Raw genomic sequence first — 17,882 nt, 5'->3', positions numbered from 1 at the left:
CATCTTAATTTTAAAACATACTTACTAAAATACTCTATTTAACCTTTAGTTCTCAACAAGAAACTCCGAGACTGCTTCAATTAAGCTTTCTTACTAAATCTCACCAAACTTTAGCTCTCTGAAAAGTCCACCTAATTTACTCTTTCTCTTCACTGTTTTTCATGATTTTTTCGTTTTTTATAATTATATACACAAATTTTAATAAATTCAATATTTTTTTATAAAAATTAATGCAAATTTGTTTTTTTATATAAAAATAGGGCTGTATCAAAATAACTTTTAATAAAGCTTACAAACATATTCCGAGAATTACTAGATTTCACTAAGAATTTATAATTATTACTTCGAAGATATCACTAAAGCTTCGAAACTTGCTACGCTTCGAACAGTCTCAGCTTTTTTACGTGATATCTTCTACGTAATAATTTAAATTCTAAAGTTCATCTAGATATTCTCTTCATACTGTTTATAAGCTTTATTATTATGTTTTGATACACGCCCATGCAACAAACTAATTTACATGATTAATACTTAAAGTTTTGTTGTATTTATATGTTTTAATTTCATTTCCATCTAAGTTTTCTTTATTCATGTCTATTGCATTAATTTGATTATTTTCATAGGTATTATAATAATAAATTCCTTTTTCTAAGCACATGCAACTTGTATATTGAGTAAGATCACTTTTTTCTTCTACAGTTCTAGTTGATCCTCTTACCATAGCAACATTATTTAATATATGGAAAAATTCAATTAAGTCTATTGAATCTTTATCATTTTTTATCATTGCATCTCTTAAAAATGCTACTCTTATAAATCTAGATGCAGGTGTAAAGTCCCCTGGTAATCCTACTAAACCAGTTCCTTGACCTAGAGCAGTTAAAGATTGATCTCCTAACTTAAATTCTGGAACTTGATTATATCTCAAACCTACATATTGATTTAAATTTGCTACATGCCAATCAAAAGTAGGTGAATTAGTTAATACTCCAATATTATTATCAAAGACATTTAATTTTTCCTTTGTTTGTTCAACTACAATAGACTTTCCTGTTATATCGCTTATCATCCAATGAAGAGTTGTATTAGGAATATTTTCGCTAATAGGTATATCCACTATATTAGCATTTTTTAATGCTTCCTTTACCTCTTCTACCGAGCTAAAATTAGCTAAAACCCATAATAAGAAATTATATACTGGAATATTAGTTTTACCTTCTATATCTTCTTTAGAATAGCTAACATAAACAGGGAAATTTAAGCCAGCACATCCTAATCCCTTTTCATTCATACCATCTGCAAAGGTAGGATAATCATCAAAAATAGTTCCCATTCCAAGAACAGCATATTTTGTTGTTAATTCTTTTTTGTTTGATTTGTTTACACATTTAAAGTTTCTAGGAATAAATATAATAGATTGATTAAATGAATATTCAATATCCATATTTCTTCCAAATAAATGCAATCCATCTTTTGTTTCTAAGGCTAATCCTGTACACATAAAAACTCACTCCTCATTAGATTTTATATAAGTAAATAATACTATATTTATTTTCAAATTTACATTATACTCAATTATTATATTTCCAAGAATTTATGTTTTTTATTAAAAATTTTATTCTTTACCTCTTATAATTTTTATTAATGAAGCCTTTTTACCATAATGTAAAGTTCCTTTTTTATATAATTTACTACTAAAGAATCCAACTAAAATTATGAATCCAACATTAATAATAGTAGTTATTAAAATTTCCATAAAAGTAACTTTTGATAAAACTATTCTCTCAAACATTATTAAAGGAGAAGCAAATGGTATATAACTAAATACTTTAGCTAAGGTTGATTCAATATTAAACATACAGTTCATTGCAAGTAAGAAGACTCCAACAAAGACTAAGGTAATTGCTCCCATTGATGAATTGACATCTTGAGAACTTGTAGCTAAGGAAGCCACTGCTGCATAAAGCATTGAGAATGTTAAATATCCTAAAAGGAAATAGGCAACAAACGCAAATATTATACTAGCATTTAAATTTAATGAACTTAAAACTTCTAAACTTGTACCTGAAGTTTTAAGCATTATTAAGCCAGAGCCTAGGATTACTGCTATCTGTGTAAGCCCTACAGCACAAATTCCTAATACCTTACCAAAGAAAAGTTCCATTGGTTTAGCCATAGTTATTAAGGTTTCCATTATTCTATTACTCTTTTCTTCTATAACTGAATTAGCAACCATAGAACCAAAAGTAAGAGTTATTATATAAATTCCAAAAACAAGAGCATAAACTAAAGCCATTCTTTCATGTGAAGCATTTCCTGTTTGAACCACATCAAGCTGAGCTGGAGTCATTATATTAGCATACTCTTCTGGTGTTATATTAAACTTCTCCATTGAAAATACAAATTTAGTGTCATTTAAAATTGTATTTACTTTCTTCATTAAAGAATCTCCAGGTAGTTCATTAACATATAATTTTCCTGACACCTCTTTACCTGTTGAAACTTCAAGCAAAGCTTTATAATCTGACTTTCCATTTTCTATTTCCTTTTTAACCTTATTAGTTTCTTCTGAATCTTTGCTTAAAACAACTTTAAAATCATCATCATTTAAACTTTCTAAAGTATTAGAGTCAAAAAATTTATTATTAGCTTCTGTGCTTACCATTATTAAATCTTTAGAGCCTTCCCTATTAAAGAGCCCTACTATTTTATCCATATTAAAGAATCCTAGCATTACAATTAAAGTAATTATTGTTGATATTATAAGAGCTTTATTTCTAATAGTCTCTTTATAGGTAAAAGTAAAAATACTCCAAAACTTTTTCATACTAATCACCTAACCTTTCTATGAAAATATCATTTAAGGATGGTCTTTCAAAATAAAATCCCCTTATATCTAAATCTGTGTTAGTGATTTTTCTTAAAAGTTCTTTTCCTTTTTCTAAATCTTTAAGATTTACTCTATAACTTCCCTTTTTAAATTCTAAAGCTTCAAAACCTAATTCTTTTAAGAAATCTTGTACTTTTTCTTCTCCTTCAACTACAAGACCTTTAATTCCATAATCTTCTTTAATCTTATCAAGATTTCCTTGAAGCATGGTTTCTCCTTTTTTAAGCATTATTATATCATCACAAAATTCTTCCACATCAGCCATTCTGTGACTACTAAAAATTAATGTTTTGCCTTTAGCTAATAGTTCTCTTATTACAGTTTTAAATAATTCCACATTTACAGGGTCTAGTCCACTAAATGGCTCATCTAAAATTATAACTTCTGGATCATGCATTACTGCAACTATTAACTGTATTTTTTGTTTATTACCTTTTGATAGAGTTTCAACCTTTTTATTTAGATACTCACTTATTTCAAACTTTTCAAGCCAATACTCTATGCTATTTAATGCCTCTTTTTTCTTCATTCCATAAAGAGAAGCAAAATGCATAAGTTGACTCTTAACTGTGTATTTAAGATATAATCCTCTCTCCTCTGGTAAATATCCAAAAGCATTTTCATCAAAGCTTAGCTTCTTATTATCCACTAAAACCTTTCCCGTATCACTTGGTAATATTCCAAGTAATATTCTTATTGCAGTGGTTTTTCCTGCTCCATTTCTTCCTAATAACCCTAAAGCCTTTCCTTTTTCAATGACAAAGCTTAAATCTTTTAAAGCTTGTACCTCTCCAAAGGTTTTGCTTATATTTTGAGCCTCAACTCTCACTAAAAATCCCCCTTTTCATTTTGATAAACATGTTAAAATTTACTGTTACATAAAATATTACCATTTTTCACACTATTTTTAAACATATTAAATAATATAGGACTAAAGTATTACTTTTTAACTACTTAATAAATTTTTGTTTCTTCATTGGTATTTTTATTAACAACAAAAAGCTCAAAATTATTAAAATCAATTGAATCTACATCATATAATAAGTCAACTACAAAAAATTCTACAAGCTTAGTATCCTTATTTATTTTATTCCATTCAATAACAGCTTCTACAGCCTTCCCATCAAGCCCCATAATCTTTCTTATTTCATATGTTTTATTAAAATCATTTGATTTTAATTTAACACTATAATTTTCATGAAAATTTTCTATCTCTTCATCTTCTAAGTTTTCAGTAAATAAATTTAAAATAGATCCAAATTCAAAATTTCCTAAATTACTAACAGTTAAATTTATATCATCTATTTTAATTTTTTTTTTAAACGTATATAATTTTCATTACTTAAATTAACAACTCCTTCTTTTTTAATCTCCTTAGTTCCATCAATATACTTTCCAGCTAAGGCATGTCTAATTTTCACTTTTTCTAAGGGCTTTTCTATTGCAGCAACAAAATCTATACTTATTTCTTCTTTAATTTTATTATCAATTACTTTTGATGAAATAATATGTGGTCCAAAACTAAACGCACTATCATATTTAATTATGAATGTAGATAAATTTGCTTCATTTTCCCCTATATAAGACCCATCTTTTCTCCTTATCTTATATTTAGTCAACAAATAATTATCATAAAGCTTAGAATACTCAATTTCAATGTTGTAATTATCAACCTCAAACTCATAAGGAAAACTTATAGTTTCATTTTCTTCAACTAAATCAGTAGAACTAATTCCCACAAATATAATTCCAATAATCACAAATATCCAAATTACTTTTTTATTAATTTTAACCATTTTTAACCTCCTTTTTTCTATTTTAGCATCCTAATAAAACCCATAAATACCAAATAAAAAAAGTTAATACTTTATTCAAATCAAGAATAAAGTATTAACTTATACTTTTATTTTCAACTTTTTAATTTTCTCTAATCTATTTTAATTTATATCTAAAATTACTAATACATATTTAGTCTTACTTTTTATTTAAATACGCTCTATTAAAAATTTAAATATGTTTTTTAGCTATTGAATTATATAAAAAATAACCAAGTAAAACTCCAATTATACTTATCACCCAATAATCTATTCCAATATAAATTATTGGTACAGAAATTAATCCAAAACTTAATATTAATTCTAATATAGGAACTATAAAATAAACTATAGAAGCTATTAGTACACAACCAGCTATATTATTAAATTTTCCTTTTAGAAATGCTGGATAAAATCCTAAAGGTATAAATAAAATCAATCTAATAATTATCCATTTCATAAGATATCCTATAGTTATTCCCCTATTCATTAATTCAATATAACTTTTAAAAGGAATTAAGTCTACTTGAAGATTAACATTTGAGCTTCCTCCAACTTCTATAGGGAATATATACCACCCAACTAGAAATATAAAATAATTAGCAAATAAAAATTTATATAATTCCTTTTTCCAATCTATATTATATTTTATACCCTTTACTTTATAATATATTAAAACTCCACCTCTAATTATTATATACATTGGAACAGCAATAATTATTAAAGCTATCAATTTTATATAATCAAATCTCATAAATATTAAATGAGTAAAAAAGGCTATAAGTATTATTAATGAAATTCCCACTGTATATAGTAGTGGTTTTACCCCTCTTTCCACTACAGTTTTTAGTTCTCCTCTAATTTCATTTATTTCTCCAAATCGTTCTAAAGCAATCTTAATACTCTCTTTTTCATTAAATCCTTCTAATTTTAATTCTTCTACAGATTCTATTAAATGAGTTCTCATAGTTTCCTTTATCTCTTTATTTTCTTTTGAAATTCCATCAATATTCTTATATAAAGAGTCAATATAATTATCTATCTCTCTCATTTTATTCTCCCCCCAAAAAAATATTCATAATACTCTTTAGAAATTCCCATTCACTCTTTTTTTCTTTTAGATAATTAACTCCATCCTCTGTAATTTTAAAATATTTCCTTCTTCCACCACCACTTTTACAATCACCCCAGTATGATATTACAAGTCCTAATTTTTCTAACCTTTTTAAAACAACATATAAGGTTCCATCCTTGACCTCAAAGGCTTCTTTACTGTTTTCTCTAATTAATTTTGAAATCTCATACCCATATAAATCTTTTCCTTGTAAAAGTGATAATATTATACTTTCCACATGTCCTTTTATAATCTCTTTATTAAGTTCCAATATTATCCCTCCCAAGTATAATTATACCATAAAGTACTCTATAGTATAGAATACTCTATGGTATAATTTACAAAAACATAATAAAAAAAAGCTGTATTCCAAATAAGAATACAACTTCTTTTTATATTAACTATTAACTTTATCTGACTTTAAACTTTTCTCTAACTTTTTAAGAGTTATTTGATGAAGATAATATCTATACATTTGAATTATTTCTAAACTATTATATTGGCTTAAGTCATCAATTGTATCTTTATTATTACCATTAAAAAGTAGTCCTAAAGAATATCTTAAATAAACATTACAATAAACCTCAAAATATATAAATTCATATTTATATTTTTCTTCATCATAATCATATTTTGGATCATTACATAAAGACTTCGCTTCTTCTGATAAGCTTGACCATATTCCTACAAAATCATTATAATCTTTTGGAAAGTTTTTTTTCTTAAAAAATTCTTGAAATTTTTCTTCTACTAAAGCTCTTAAACATTTTAAATATCTTACTTCCCCATGTAAATTTTCTGATACAGACATTCTTAATCTTAAGGAATCTCTTAAATCACCCTGAATTTGATCATCTGTAGATGACAAAATATTTTTTATTATTCTCTGTAAATTCTCAATTCTCTCCTTCATAAAAATCCCCTTTTATCCTTATAATAAAATTTATATTCAACTTTAAACTATTCTAACTTCTCTATTCTCATTTGCTATTTTAACCAACTTCCTATATCTATCCCCTACAAACTTTACTATATACACAGCTAAATTTTAACTATTAACTAAACCCTTTTTAAATTCATTTTATAAATACCTATAAATTTTATAATATCTTCTTAAATAAATACAAATAACAAGTAAGTCAATATTTCTCACTATTTTCTATTCCTCAGATTTAAATAAGACGCCTTAGCATATGAACCTCCAATCAAAGTCCAACTATTGTTATCCTTATATATATCTTGCTAATACATAAAACTAAGTAATAATAATATTATTATTTAAAATGCTATTTAAATAAAAGTTTATAAAATTTATGGATTTTATATAGTTACTTAGAGTATATAAATACTTGTAAAACCTAATTAGTTATTTTATACCTAACAGCATGCAAAACCTAAATTTTCTCATATAAGCTATATTAAAATCCACAACTTTATAATATAATGATACCTCTTTCACCTTAAATATTCCTCCTAATTATTTTAACTTACTGTAAACTTATTCTAAATCTAGCTATAACTAAGTTTTTAGTACTATAATTAACCTCAAAATTCATATTCTAACTAAACTTTTTTACCTAAAAAAAGGTACATCCTATAATAAGGATTGTACCTTTTAATAAGTAATACTTCTTTATTTTTTAATTAATTTATTTAATATTGAAAATAAATCTCTTTCCATAAGTTTTATAGCATTGATTACATGACTTACACTTAGGTTTCTTTAAATCTCCTGAATACCATTTATTTATTAAGTCTGGCTCTGCTGTTAAAGGTCTTGAAAGTGAAAAATATTCTATATTTGTATCATTTAATAACTCTTCCATAACATCAAAGTGTCTATTACCACCTGATAAAATTACAGGTTTGTTTATTCTTTCAGCTAGCTTTATAGCATATTCTTTAAAATAAGATTCTCTATCCTTTGAAATAGCAACTTTAGTTCTTGATGGTCCTAAGTTATTTTTCATAACTTCTTCTATGGATTCATTTCCTCCAGTAACCTCAATAGCATCAATTCCTAATTCAGCTAATCTTTCAGCTACATATAGACTATCCTCTATAGTTAATCCACCTTCTTTTACATAGTCTGAAGAATTTAATTTTATTAATATTGGGAATTTTTCTCCAACTTTTTCTCTTATTGCTTTAAATATTTCAAAAACAAATCTTCTCCTATTTTCTATACTTCCTCCATACTCATCTGTTCTTTTATTATAATAAGGAGATAAGAATTGACTTACTAAATATCCATGTCCTCCATGTATCTCAACTCCATCAAATCCTGATTTTTTAACTCTTAAAGCTGCTTCTGCATATGCATTAACTAAATACTTTATATCTTCCTTAGTCATTTCTCTTGATAAAGTTCCTGTAACTTCATTTTTAGTAGTAGAAGGTCCCCATATAACTCTTTCTCCTACATTAAATTCAGTCATAAATCCACCGTATACTATTTGCATTATTATATTAGATCCAAGTCTATGAATTTTATCTGTAAATTCCTTATATTCTGGTATAAAAGAATCATCATATATTCCCATCATTCTTGGATTTGGCTGTTCATTCTCGGTTACAAAAGCATATCCTGTTACTATTGTCCCTACTCCACCTCTAGCCAATTCTTCATATACGTCTGATAATTCATTTGTCATATGACCTTTCTCATCAGCTAAAGCTGTCCATAATGCTCCTCTTAAAAATCTATTTTTCATGTTAATTGTTCCTAAGTTAGTTTTATCAAATAATGTTTTCATATTTTCCTCCTAAAAATAATACTAAATTTTATTTTTTATATTAATAAACTCAGTTTTTCTTTTATTGGAATAATAGTTTATAAGCTTATAAATTTTTTCTCATTATATGAACATAGTATATAAAATTAATATTATTTATGTAAGTACGCACTTTTTAGTAAGTGACCTCTTATAATTATTTGAGTTATAAAAATCATTAATATATAATGTTATCATGGATTTTAAAATAGAAACAAATTTTGGAGATGATAAACTTTGTTGAAATATAAAGATAAAAACTATGTTTGCCTATTAGATTTAGCAATGGAACTTATACGCGGAAAATGGAAGGCAGTTATTTTGTGTCACTTAAATAAAGGGAAAAAAAGGTTTCTTGAACTTCAGAGAATTACATGTGGAATAAGTCATAAAGTATTAACTGAAAAACTTAAGGAATTAGAGGAAGATGAACTTGTTAAAAAGATAGTTTACGATGAGAATCCTCCAAGAGTTGAATATTATCTAAGTGAAAAAGGAAAAGAGCTTGCACCCGTCTTAGAATGTTTGGAAGATTGGTCTAGAAAATACTTTGGAAACTTAGAAACTCCTTCAAAGTAAAACTTTGAAGGAGTTTCTTTTTATTTAATCTTATTTTTTAATGCATTCATTGCCATAATATACCCATATTCACCAAATCCACTTATCTGCCCAATACAAGCTGGGGCTGTAACTGATTTATGTCTAAACTCTTCTCTTTTGTGAATATTGCTTAAATGCACCTCAACAGTTGGTATTTCAACTCCTTTTAAAGCATCATAAATAGCTATGCTATAATGTGTGTATGCTCCAGGATTTATAATTATCCCATCATACTTTTCAAAGTATGCATTATGAATAAAATTAATTATTTCTCCCTCTATATTGCTATGGAAGCAATTTACCTCTAACCCTAATTCTTTTCCTTCTTCTTTTATATAATCAATGACCTGATTAAAATCTTTAGCACCATAGATTTCTTTTTCTCTAATCCCCAAAAGATTTAAATTAGGTCCATTTATAACCATTATTTTCATAATATCTCTAACCAAATTATTAATTTTTTCTTTGGTTAAAATCCACCTACTTTCCATTTAGGATTTTTAATAGAATAATACTATTAAAAACAAACTTTTTCATAGAAAATTTCACAAGTTTATTTAATAATAACTTCTTGAAAGATTACAATTTATAATCTTAAATCACTGAAAAAATTCTTATCTATAAAAAAACTATTCTTTCTCTTGTAAACCAAAATCAGAAATAGCTTTAACTATTTCTCTAATAGCCTCTTTAGTAGTACCATCATTTATAATTTCTATATCACTATGCTTTTTATATAAATCAATTCTATCTCTATATAAATTAGTAAGTCTTTCTTTACCATCCCACAAAAGAGGTCTTCCTTCTGTGTCTATATCTTCCATAATTAAATCTAAAGGCCTGTTTATAAAAACAGTTATAAACTCCTTAAAATTCCCCATATTTTCTTCTCTTGTAACTATTCCACCACCAGAAGATATAACCACATTTTTTAAGGTTGATAAAAGTTCACAACTTTTACTTTCTAAATCTCTAAAAACCTCTTCTCCCTGAGCAAAAAGTTCTTTTATTTCTTTTCCTGTACTTCTTTCTATGAATTCATCCATGTCTAAAAAATTCATCTTTAATACCGTTGAAAGCTCTCTTCCTATGGTTGTTTTTCCTGCTCCAGGCATTCCAATTAAAAGTACTCCTCTTTTTTTCATATCCTAATCCCCTTTTTTGTATTTTACCCAATAATATTATTACAACTTTTAAAATTCATTTTAGTTTTTATTCCTATTTTAAAACAGTAATTATTTATAATAATACCTAGAAATAATTACTGTTTTAAAAAGAAACTCTTAATTCTATTAATTATAAAATTAAGTACAATTTAAAAATGTAATCTATACTTATTTTATATCATATTTGGCTAAATTTAGTATTCGAATTAACATTTTCTTATTACAAAATTAACTTTAAAATCTACATTTCAATTCTTCATATATATCTTCTTCTGTAGACTTATCTACTTTTATTCCATTCCAAATCTCTTCAGCTTTAACCCCTTGTCCAACTAACATAAATAATCCATCCACTGTTTTAAGACCATTATCCTTAGCCATTTTTAAAAACTTAGTTTCCAAAGGATTATAGACTATATCCACAGCAACCTTAAACTTTTTAATTACCTTTTCTGAAACAGCTACTGAATTTATATTAGGATACATTCCACAGGGAGTTGTATTGATTAAAGCAAACTCTTCATTAATTTCTTCAAGATCACCATAACTCATAAAATTAATATTGAAATCTTCAAATTTTTTAAAAGCTTTATCTTTGTCCCTAGAAACCAAAACTATTTTTTTAGCTTTGCTGTCCTCTAAATATTTTAAAATACTTCTAGCAGCCCCTCCTGCTCCTAAAACAAAAAAGCTATTTCCTTCAATATTAACCTTTGCTCTTTCTAGCATCTTACCAAATCCATAATAATCAGTGTTATAACCATAGGATTTTCCATCTTTTATTAAAATAGTATTTACTGCTCCTATAGCTTTGGCCTCATGTGAAATAATATCTAGCTGATCCATAACCTTCTCTTTATATGGTATTGTAACATTGGCTCCCTTTACTCCTAAGCATTTTAGACTTTCTACAATATTATTTTCAAAATCTTTTTTTACAGAAAAAAGATTATATAATCCATCTATATTATTATCTTTAAAAACTTTATTATGTATCTCTGGAGATAAACTATGTCCTAACTTCTCACCTATTAATCCAAATAACTTCAAAACTCCACCTCCTTAATCTTTACAATTTAATTCTAACAAAAACATTGAATAAAGATAAAACTCTTACACTATACAATAATTAAGATTTAAACTTTAATAATAAAACTCCATAATTAATTCATAATTCTATGATTAAATTACCATACAAAACTTATAATAATCTTTTTACATCCCCTGTTGAAAGATTAATGATAATTTTAAGTTTTTGTTTAAATATCCAAAACCAAATACACAAGTTCATGTAAGACACTTAGTTACCCTACTAGGTGTCTTTTACATTTTAAATAGTATTTTATAAAAAGCTCTAGCTTTTTAATCATAGAATATTTACTAAGCAAATTATTTATATATTTTTTACCTTATAAAATATAATAATAAAAATCACTTCTACAACAATTAAAAATGCCCTTATGGCAAAATTAGTAGTAATTAACGTATATATAAGAGTTATTACCATTACCAATTTTAAAAATTTAATCAAAGCTTTAATTTCCAAATTTGATACCCTCTTTTTCTATAGTAATTATTTGTTGACAATCATTATTCTACTCTCTTATCCATTTTCTATAGGGTATTTCAAAAAAAGTTTATGCTTTATTAAAATAAATGGATGTCCTGTTAATTTGACACCCATTATTATTAACATTTTAAAATTACGCTTTTTTATAACATACTAAAATCCTATAATCGCCTATTGAATCTCTTAACCCCTCTAAAATATCTTTTCTCTCTAATTCTAATTAAATTATGCTCTATTATTTAATTAAGTCCTCTTCTCTAAATAATCCTTTTTCCCACTTAAAATACAATTTTATTTCATTTTACTTAATGAAATTTTCTCTCATCCCTATTTTATATTGTTGATATTCTTTGCTTATATCCATTAATGCATGAAGCATCTCCTCTGCATAAGGTAAAAGTTCTTTATTTTTTACTCGACTTAGATTTTTCTCTATAACTTGATTTTCTCTATCTTTATGAAAAATTTCCATATTATTTTCTTTTTTGTATCTTGCAACATCCAAAACAACATTCATTCTTTCTTCAAAAAGTTTCATAAATTCCCCATCTATTCTATCGATTTCTTTCCTACATTGAGCTAACTTGTCACTCAAAATTTCACCTCTTTTCTTTTAACTTCTTTAATCTTTTTTAAGTAAATACTAATTTAATCTAGAACTTTTATAAAGTGAATCACTTTGAAATATTTTAAAATATAGTAGACAAAGATTAACTTTAATTAATATCCCCTTCTCATAAAAGTCTACTATACTTTAAACTTTTTATTTTATTAACTCTAATATAGAAATAGCTGCAATGGCTTCTATAACAACTAAGGCTCTTTGAACTATACAAGGATCGTGTCTCCCATTTACACTTAGAACTTCCTCTGTCATATTTTTTATATTTATAGTTCTTTGTTCTTTAGAAATAGATGGTGTAGGTTTTATAACAACTCTGAATATAACTGGCATTCCATTTGATATTCCACCAGTTATTCCTCCATTATTATTAGAGTATGTCTTAACTTTTTCATCTTCTATGAAATATTCGTCATTTGCTTCTGATCCTTTCATATTTGCAAAGTCAAAACCTGCTCCAAATTCAATTCCCTTTACAGCTGGTACTGAAAAAGCTAAATGAGCTATGGTACTTTCTAAAGAATCAAAGAATGGATTTCCTATACCAGCCTCTAGTCCTACTATGGCGCACTCAACAATTCCGCCAATAGAATCTCCTTCCATTCTATATGAAGTAATCTCTTCCTTAATTTCTTCTATTTTATTTGTATCTATTACTGGAAGTTCTTTAGTTAAAAGTTCTTCTAAATCTTCTTTCTTTAAATTTAATGCATCAAAGGAAGAATCCTTAACTTTTCCAACTTGCTTAATATGAGAACCAATAGTTATACCTTTTTCCTTAAGTATTTCCTTAGCTAAGGCTCCAGCAAAAACTAATGGAGCTGTTATTCTTCCTGAGAAATGTCCTCCCCCTCTATAATCATTAAAGCCATTATATCTTATGTATCCTGGGAAATCTGCATGGCCTGGTCTCATTACATCTTTTATTTTTGAATAATCCCTAGATCTTTTATCTGTATTTCTTATTATCATTGAAATAGGAGCCCCTGTGGTGATTCCATTAAATATTCCACTTAAAATTTCTGGTTTATCCCCTTCTTTTCTTTGAGTTGATAAACTATTTCTTCCTGGTGCTCTTCTTTCCATATCTTTTTCTATGTTATCCATATTTATTTTTATTCCAGGTTCTATTCCATCTATTACTATTCCTATTCCTTCTCCGTGGGACTCTCCAAATATGGATAATTTTATTTTATTACCCCAAACTCCGCCCATTTCTTTGCTTTTAAAGCATATTATCTCTAAAAGCTTCCTCCTTTCTGTCAAATATTTTATATATTATTCTTCTCTTAAAATTCCACCTAAGCTCTTAAAATCTTCCCAAAATCCTGGATAAGATTTTTTAACACAATCTGGTTCTTTTATAATAACCTCTTCCTTGCATCTTGTAGAAGCAATAGCCAAACTCATAGCTATTCTATGATCTTTATGACTATATACTTCTCCTCCTATTAACTCTTTAACTCCATTTATTATAAGTCCATCTTTTAATTCCTTTATATCTGCACCTAGTTTATTAAGCTCAGTGCAGATAGCATTTAATCTATCACATTCTTTTATTCTAAGTCTTTCTCCGTTTATAATCCTAGTCTCTCCCTTGCTTAAAGCAGCAACCACTGTCAAAACTGGAATTATATCTGGGCACTGTGAAGCATCTATAATTGTTCCATTTAAATCCCCATGAATTATACTTAAAGACTCTTCTTGATTTTTTATAAGCCTAGCACCCATACCCTCTAATATTTCAATGCATTCCTTATCCCCTTGATAAGAACTTAAATCTAAATCAAGACAATTTATTTCTGAGCCTAAGGCCCCTGCTGAAAAATAGAAAGCAGCCTGTGAGTAATCACCTTCAACCTTATAATTCATAGGCTTATAACTTTGATTACCTTTTATTAAAAATTCTCTATAATTATTATTTTTTATTGTAACTCCAAACTTTTCTATCATGTCTAAAGTTAAATCTATATATCCTTTAGATTCAAGTTCTGTAGTTATTATTATTTTAGAATCCTCTTTTAATAAAGGAAGAGTAAATAATAAACCACTTATAAATTGAGAACTTATATTTCCCTTAACTTTGAATTCTCCACCTTTTAAGCTTCCTTCTATATTCAAATCAAGATTTTCTTCCTCATAGGAATACTTAATTTCTTGCTCCTCAAAAATCTCATAATAAGTTTTTAATGGTCTTTTCCCTAAATTTCCTCTACCGATAAAATTAACTCTATTATCTTTTATTAAGGAAATTGGAACTAAAAATCTTAAAGTGGAACCTGATTCATTACAATCAATAACTTTATAATTAGAATCCTTTAAAATATTTTCTCCATTTATAATTAGTTTATCTTTTTCTACTTTTATATTTGCTCCTAAAGATTTCATACCTTCCATAGTTGCAATAATATCTTCTGAAAAATCTATGTTAGAAATAACACTTTCTCCTTTGCTTAAAGAAGCACAAATAATAGCTCTATGAGCCATACTTTTAGAAGGTGGTATTTTTACACTTCCCTTTAACTTACTAGGAGTTATAATTACCTTTTTCACTTTTTACCCGCTCCCTATACTTATTTTTAAATTACACTATAAATTTTATCCTCTGTTTTAAACCAATATTAATTTTCATATACAACCCTAAAGCCTTTCTAAGAAAATTCTTTAGAGAATTAATATATTTCTAAATTTAAAAACTAGAGAAATAATTAAATTAGCTCTAAATTCCTTTATGAAACCAAGTTGTTAAGTTATTTATAAAGTAATAACTTTAAATTAATATTCACTTAACCCCCTATGCATTTATTCAAAAAATTCTACAGTTGTATTATATATATATCCTTCCCCAATATCTTTTAAAAGGATAACATTTAAATTTCCATTTAAATTCTTCTTATCTAATTTTATAGCTTCTCTAGCTAATCCATTATCTTCAATGTTAACATCAGTATTTAATCCATACTTCTTTAATAAACTCTCAATTCTTTCTGCTGTTCCTTTTTTAGTAAGATCCTTTTCTTCTGCAATCTTGCTTATCATATTCATTCCTATGGCAACAGCTTCCCCATGAGAATAAGTTTCATAATTATAAATTTGCTCTATGGCATGACCTAAAGTATGACCAAAGTTTAGAACCATTCTTTCTCCTAAATCTTTTTCGTCATTTTCAACCACTTCTCTTTTTATATTGCAACATTCATAAATAATTTCTCCAATATTCTCTTTTAGATCCTCTTTATTTTCAAAGCCCTCTAACTTTTCAAATAACTCTTTACTCTTAATACATCCATATTTTATTACCTCTCCAAGGCCATCATTAAAATATTTTTCTGGAAGCGTTCCAAGCATATTGGGATCTATTAATACTAATTCTGGATGATAAAAGCTTCCTACTAAATTCTTACCTCTTTCTAAGTCAACAGCTACCTTACCACCAACGCTAGAATCAACTTGAGCTAATAATGATGTAGGTATTTGTATAAAGCTAATTCCTCTTAAAAAAGTTGATGCAACAAAACCTGCAAGGTCTCCAACAACCCCGCCACCTAGAGCTATGATTAAATCGCTTCTAGTTAGTTTAAAATCTAAAAGTTTATTATATATTCCTGGTAATACACTAAAAGATTTACTCTTTTCTCCTGGTGTAACAGAAATAACTTCAACTTCAAATCCTTCATTTTCTATGTTTTTCTTTATAGCCTCTCCATATATATCATTTAAATTATCATCAGTTATAATAGCTACTTTTTTCCCATCAAATACAGTTTTTATGTATTCTCCAAAATAATCTTTTAAATCCTTTTGAATTACTATATCATAACTTTTTTCATCTAAATTTACTCTTAAAACTTTCATTTTTATCACTCCAAACCCTTTAATTTTATGTTTTATAAAAATATTAATTTTATTATGTTATTTCTATTTAAGTATAAATTTAATGGGAGTTTAAACACTCCCACTAAATTAAATAATATTCTATAACTCTCTACCAACAGCCTTTGCGATAGCTCTTAAATCTTCTAAAAGCTTTCCGTACTCTTCTGGTTTAATTGACTGTTGACCATCACATAAGGCATTAGCAGGGTCATTATGTACTTCTATTATTAATCCATCTGCACCTACAGCTATGGCTGCCTTTGATAAAGGGTCTACCATCCATGACTTTCCTGCTGCATGGCTTGGATCAACAATTACTGGTAAATGACTTAGTTTTTTAATAGCAGGTATTGCACTTAAGTCTAAGGTATTTCTTGTATAAGTTTCAAAGGTTCTAATTCCTCTTTCACAAAGAATTACATTTTCATTTCCACCGGCCATTATGTACTCTGCTGACATTATAAGTTCCTCTATTGTAGCTGACAATCCTCTTTTTAAAAGAATAGGTTTTTTTGTCTTTCCAAGCTCTTTTAAAAGATCAAAGTTTTGCATATTTCTTGCTCCAACTTGAATAACATCAACATCTTCAATAAACTTTTCTATCATACTAGTTGACATTATTTCTGTAACTATAGGAAGACCTGTTTTTGCCTTAGCCTTTTTTAGAAGCTCCAATCCTTCAAGTTCTAACCCTTGGAAACTGTATGGTGAAGTTCTTGGTTTAAATGCACCACCTCTTAAGAAACTTGCCCCTAATGCCTTAACTTCTTTGGCTATTTCAGTTATTTGTTCCTCACTCTCTACGGAACAAGGGCCAGCTATTAATGCTATTTTCTTATCACCAATTTTATTTCCTAAGACATCAATTATAGAGTTCTCTGGATGGAATAATCTATTTGCCTTTTTAAAGGGCTCTTGAACAGGCATTATTCTCTCTACATTTTTGTTTGCTTCTACTTTAGCAGGATCTATTTTACTTGTATCTCCAACTAAACCAATTACACACATTTCACTTCCAGAAATTCTTTGAGTCTCAACTCCAAGTGATTCTATCTTTTTTATCAATTTTAAAATCTCCTCTTCCTTTGTTCCTGGTTTTAATATAACTATCATAATTCGCCCTCCTTTTTTATTTTAACCTTTTTATCTAAAATAGTCTAAATGTAAAATTAAACTGTTTAAATTATACTATTGCAAAAAAATAGAACCCACTTTAATGAGTTCTATCAAATAAATTATAATACAATATTACTATAATATTAATATCTATCACGCTAATTATACAAACCCATTAGTTAAAAGAGCATAGTTTTTGTTGCACATAAAAGATCCAGCGCTAAAATGAAAGCCCCAGCTAGAGTAAAAGCTATAAAATTGTGCTACTAATCCCTTTACTAATAAATTTAGCATAACATCCTCCAAAAAATTTTTAAACAGTTATTTCTAAACTTTTTTA

19 protein-coding genes and 1 other annotated feature (1 of these 20 only partly in view) are annotated in these 17,882 nt (G+C 27.0%); of the genes, 1 reads left to right on the top strand and 18 read right to left on the bottom strand.

The window, feature by feature from the left end:
• Positions 1-162: a binding site (T-box leader), on the bottom strand (it extends 180 nt beyond the left edge of the window).
• 349 nt (positions 163-511) lie between these two features.
• The 9 genes from bsh to GOM42_RS03805 all read right to left on the bottom strand — a co-directional run bounded on the left by bsh (position 512) and on the right by GOM42_RS03805 (position 8,574).
• Positions 512-1,501: a choloylglycine hydrolase gene (bsh, locus tag GOM42_RS03845; protein ID WP_003461725.1), complete on the bottom strand. Its 990-nt coding sequence runs from the start codon at positions 1,499-1,501 to the stop codon at positions 512-514.
• A gap of 114 nt (positions 1,502-1,615) precedes the next feature.
• Complete coding sequence (locus GOM42_RS03840) at positions 1,616-2,827, bottom strand: ABC transporter permease (protein WP_011590321.1); 1,212 nt, start codon at positions 2,825-2,827, stop codon at positions 1,616-1,618.
• A 1-nt stretch (position 2,828) separates the two neighbouring features.
• Positions 2,829-3,719, bottom strand: a complete 891-nt coding sequence (locus tag GOM42_RS03835) for an ABC transporter ATP-binding protein (protein WP_011590320.1) — start codon at positions 3,717-3,719, stop codon at positions 2,829-2,831.
• A gap of 125 nt (positions 3,720-3,844) precedes the next feature.
• Entirely contained in the window at positions 3,845-4,024 is a 180-nt protein-coding gene (locus tag GOM42_RS03830; protein ID WP_011590319.1) for a hypothetical protein, read from the bottom strand.
• Positions 4,025-4,191: 167 nt separating this feature from the next.
• Entirely contained in the window at positions 4,192-4,686 is a 495-nt protein-coding gene (locus GOM42_RS03825) for a hypothetical protein (protein ID WP_011590318.1), read from the bottom strand.
• A 211-nt stretch (positions 4,687-4,897) separates the two neighbouring features.
• Positions 4,898-5,755 (bottom strand): permease prefix domain 1-containing protein, encoded by an 858-nt coding sequence (locus GOM42_RS03820; protein ID WP_252597701.1) that lies wholly within the window; start codon positions 5,753-5,755, stop codon positions 4,898-4,900.
• A 1-nt stretch (position 5,756) separates the two neighbouring features.
• Positions 5,757-6,089, bottom strand: coding sequence for a PadR family transcriptional regulator (locus tag GOM42_RS03815; RefSeq protein ID WP_011590316.1), 333 nt, complete (start codon positions 6,087-6,089; stop codon positions 5,757-5,759).
• A 126-nt stretch (positions 6,090-6,215) separates the two neighbouring features.
• A complete protein-coding gene (locus tag GOM42_RS03810; RefSeq protein WP_011590315.1) occupies positions 6,216-6,731 on the bottom strand; it encodes a hypothetical protein in 516 nt (171 codons plus the stop codon).
• Between the two features lie 736 nt (positions 6,732-7,467).
• Positions 7,468-8,574: an NADH:flavin oxidoreductase gene (locus tag GOM42_RS03805; protein WP_252597700.1), complete on the bottom strand. Its 1,107-nt coding sequence runs from the start codon at positions 8,572-8,574 to the stop codon at positions 7,468-7,470.
• Between the two features lie 255 nt (positions 8,575-8,829).
• On the opposite strand from GOM42_RS03805, the gene GOM42_RS03800 reads away from it, so the two are divergent.
• Complete coding sequence (locus GOM42_RS03800; protein WP_003457038.1) at positions 8,830-9,171, top strand: helix-turn-helix domain-containing protein; 342 nt, start codon at positions 8,830-8,832, stop codon at positions 9,169-9,171.
• A 20-nt stretch (positions 9,172-9,191) separates the two neighbouring features.
• Here the strand turns inward: GOM42_RS03800 and aroQ are convergent, their stop codons facing one another.
• The 9 genes from aroQ to GOM42_RS15670 all read right to left on the bottom strand — a co-directional run bounded on the left by aroQ (position 9,192) and on the right by GOM42_RS15670 (position 17,836).
• A complete protein-coding gene (gene aroQ / locus GOM42_RS03795; RefSeq protein ID WP_003457042.1) occupies positions 9,192-9,626 on the bottom strand; it encodes a type II 3-dehydroquinate dehydratase in 435 nt (144 codons plus the stop codon).
• A 195-nt stretch (positions 9,627-9,821) separates the two neighbouring features.
• Positions 9,822-10,337, bottom strand: a complete 516-nt coding sequence (locus GOM42_RS03790; protein WP_078233410.1) for a shikimate kinase — start codon at positions 10,335-10,337, stop codon at positions 9,822-9,824.
• Between the two features lie 255 nt (positions 10,338-10,592).
• Entirely contained in the window at positions 10,593-11,408 is an 816-nt protein-coding gene (aroE, locus tag GOM42_RS03785; RefSeq protein WP_078233409.1) for a shikimate dehydrogenase, read from the bottom strand.
• An 821-nt stretch (positions 11,409-12,229) separates the two neighbouring features.
• Complete coding sequence (locus GOM42_RS03780; protein ID WP_003476986.1) at positions 12,230-12,523, bottom strand: chorismate mutase; 294 nt, start codon at positions 12,521-12,523, stop codon at positions 12,230-12,232.
• A 168-nt stretch (positions 12,524-12,691) separates the two neighbouring features.
• Positions 12,692-13,765, bottom strand: coding sequence for a chorismate synthase (gene aroC / locus GOM42_RS03775; protein WP_078234317.1), 1,074 nt, complete (start codon positions 13,763-13,765; stop codon positions 12,692-12,694).
• A gap of 63 nt (positions 13,766-13,828) precedes the next feature.
• Positions 13,829-15,103 carry a 3-phosphoshikimate 1-carboxyvinyltransferase gene (aroA, locus tag GOM42_RS03770; protein WP_078233408.1) on the bottom strand — a complete coding sequence of 425 codons (1,275 nt, stop codon included), beginning with the start codon at positions 15,101-15,103 and terminating at the stop codon, positions 13,829-13,831.
• Positions 15,104-15,352: 249 nt separating this feature from the next.
• Positions 15,353-16,405 (bottom strand): 3-dehydroquinate synthase, encoded by a 1,053-nt coding sequence (aroB, locus tag GOM42_RS03765; protein ID WP_078233407.1) that lies wholly within the window; start codon positions 16,403-16,405, stop codon positions 15,353-15,355.
• Between the two features lie 120 nt (positions 16,406-16,525).
• Positions 16,526-17,539 (bottom strand): 3-deoxy-7-phosphoheptulonate synthase, encoded by a 1,014-nt coding sequence (gene aroF / locus GOM42_RS03760; protein ID WP_003457101.1) that lies wholly within the window; start codon positions 17,537-17,539, stop codon positions 16,526-16,528.
• Between the two features lie 165 nt (positions 17,540-17,704).
• A complete protein-coding gene (locus GOM42_RS15670; RefSeq protein WP_003452864.1) occupies positions 17,705-17,836 on the bottom strand; it encodes a hypothetical protein in 132 nt (43 codons plus the stop codon).
• Positions 17,837-17,882: the final 46 nt, after the last annotated feature.

This window comes from Clostridium sp. 16K-1-R1 (genome assembly GCF_023921145.1).
In the GTDB taxonomy this organism is placed as follows: Bacteria; Bacillota; Clostridia; order Clostridiales; family Clostridiaceae; genus Sarcina; species Sarcina perfringens.
The sequence above is the reverse complement of the archived record's forward strand: the minus strand, read 5'-3'. Positions and strand labels throughout refer to the sequence as shown.

Excerpts from the sequence above, each read along its gene's own strand:
- aroB (WP_078233407.1), bottom strand. The coding sequence starts at position 16,405 with ATGAAAGTTTTAAGAGTAAATTTAGATGAAAAAAGTTATGATATAGTA.
- GOM42_RS03820 (WP_252597701.1), bottom strand. The coding sequence starts at position 5,755 with ATGAGAGAGATAGATAATTATATTGACTCTTTATATAAGAATATTGAT.
- GOM42_RS03830 (WP_011590319.1), bottom strand. The coding sequence starts at position 4,024 with ATGGGGCTTGATGGGAAGGCTGTAGAAGCTGTTATTGAATGGAATAAA.
- GOM42_RS03810 (WP_011590315.1), bottom strand. The coding sequence starts at position 6,731 with ATGAAGGAGAGAATTGAGAATTTACAGAGAATAATAAAAAATATTTTG.
- GOM42_RS15670 (WP_003452864.1), bottom strand. The coding sequence starts at position 17,836 with ATGCTAAATTTATTAGTAAAGGGATTAGTAGCACAATTTTATAGCTTT.
- GOM42_RS03840 (WP_011590321.1), bottom strand. The coding sequence starts at position 2,827 with ATGAAAAAGTTTTGGAGTATTTTTACTTTTACCTATAAAGAGACTATT.
- aroF (WP_003457101.1), bottom strand. The coding sequence starts at position 17,539 with ATGATAGTTATATTAAAACCAGGAACAAAGGAAGAGGAGATTTTAAAA.
- aroQ (WP_003457042.1), bottom strand. The coding sequence starts at position 9,626 with ATGAAAATAATGGTTATAAATGGACCTAATTTAAATCTTTTGGGGATT.
- GOM42_RS03825 (WP_011590318.1), bottom strand. The coding sequence starts at position 4,686 with ATGGTTAAAATTAATAAAAAAGTAATTTGGATATTTGTGATTATTGGA.
- GOM42_RS03790 (WP_078233410.1), bottom strand. The coding sequence starts at position 10,337 with ATGAAAAAAAGAGGAGTACTTTTAATTGGAATGCCTGGAGCAGGAAAA.
- bsh (WP_003461725.1), bottom strand. The coding sequence starts at position 1,501 with ATGTGTACAGGATTAGCCTTAGAAACAAAAGATGGATTGCATTTATTT.
- GOM42_RS03805 (WP_252597700.1), bottom strand. The coding sequence starts at position 8,574 with ATGAAAACATTATTTGATAAAACTAACTTAGGAACAATTAACATGAAA.
- aroC (WP_078234317.1), bottom strand. The coding sequence starts at position 13,765 with ATGGGCGGAGTTTGGGGTAATAAAATAAAATTATCCATATTTGGAGAG.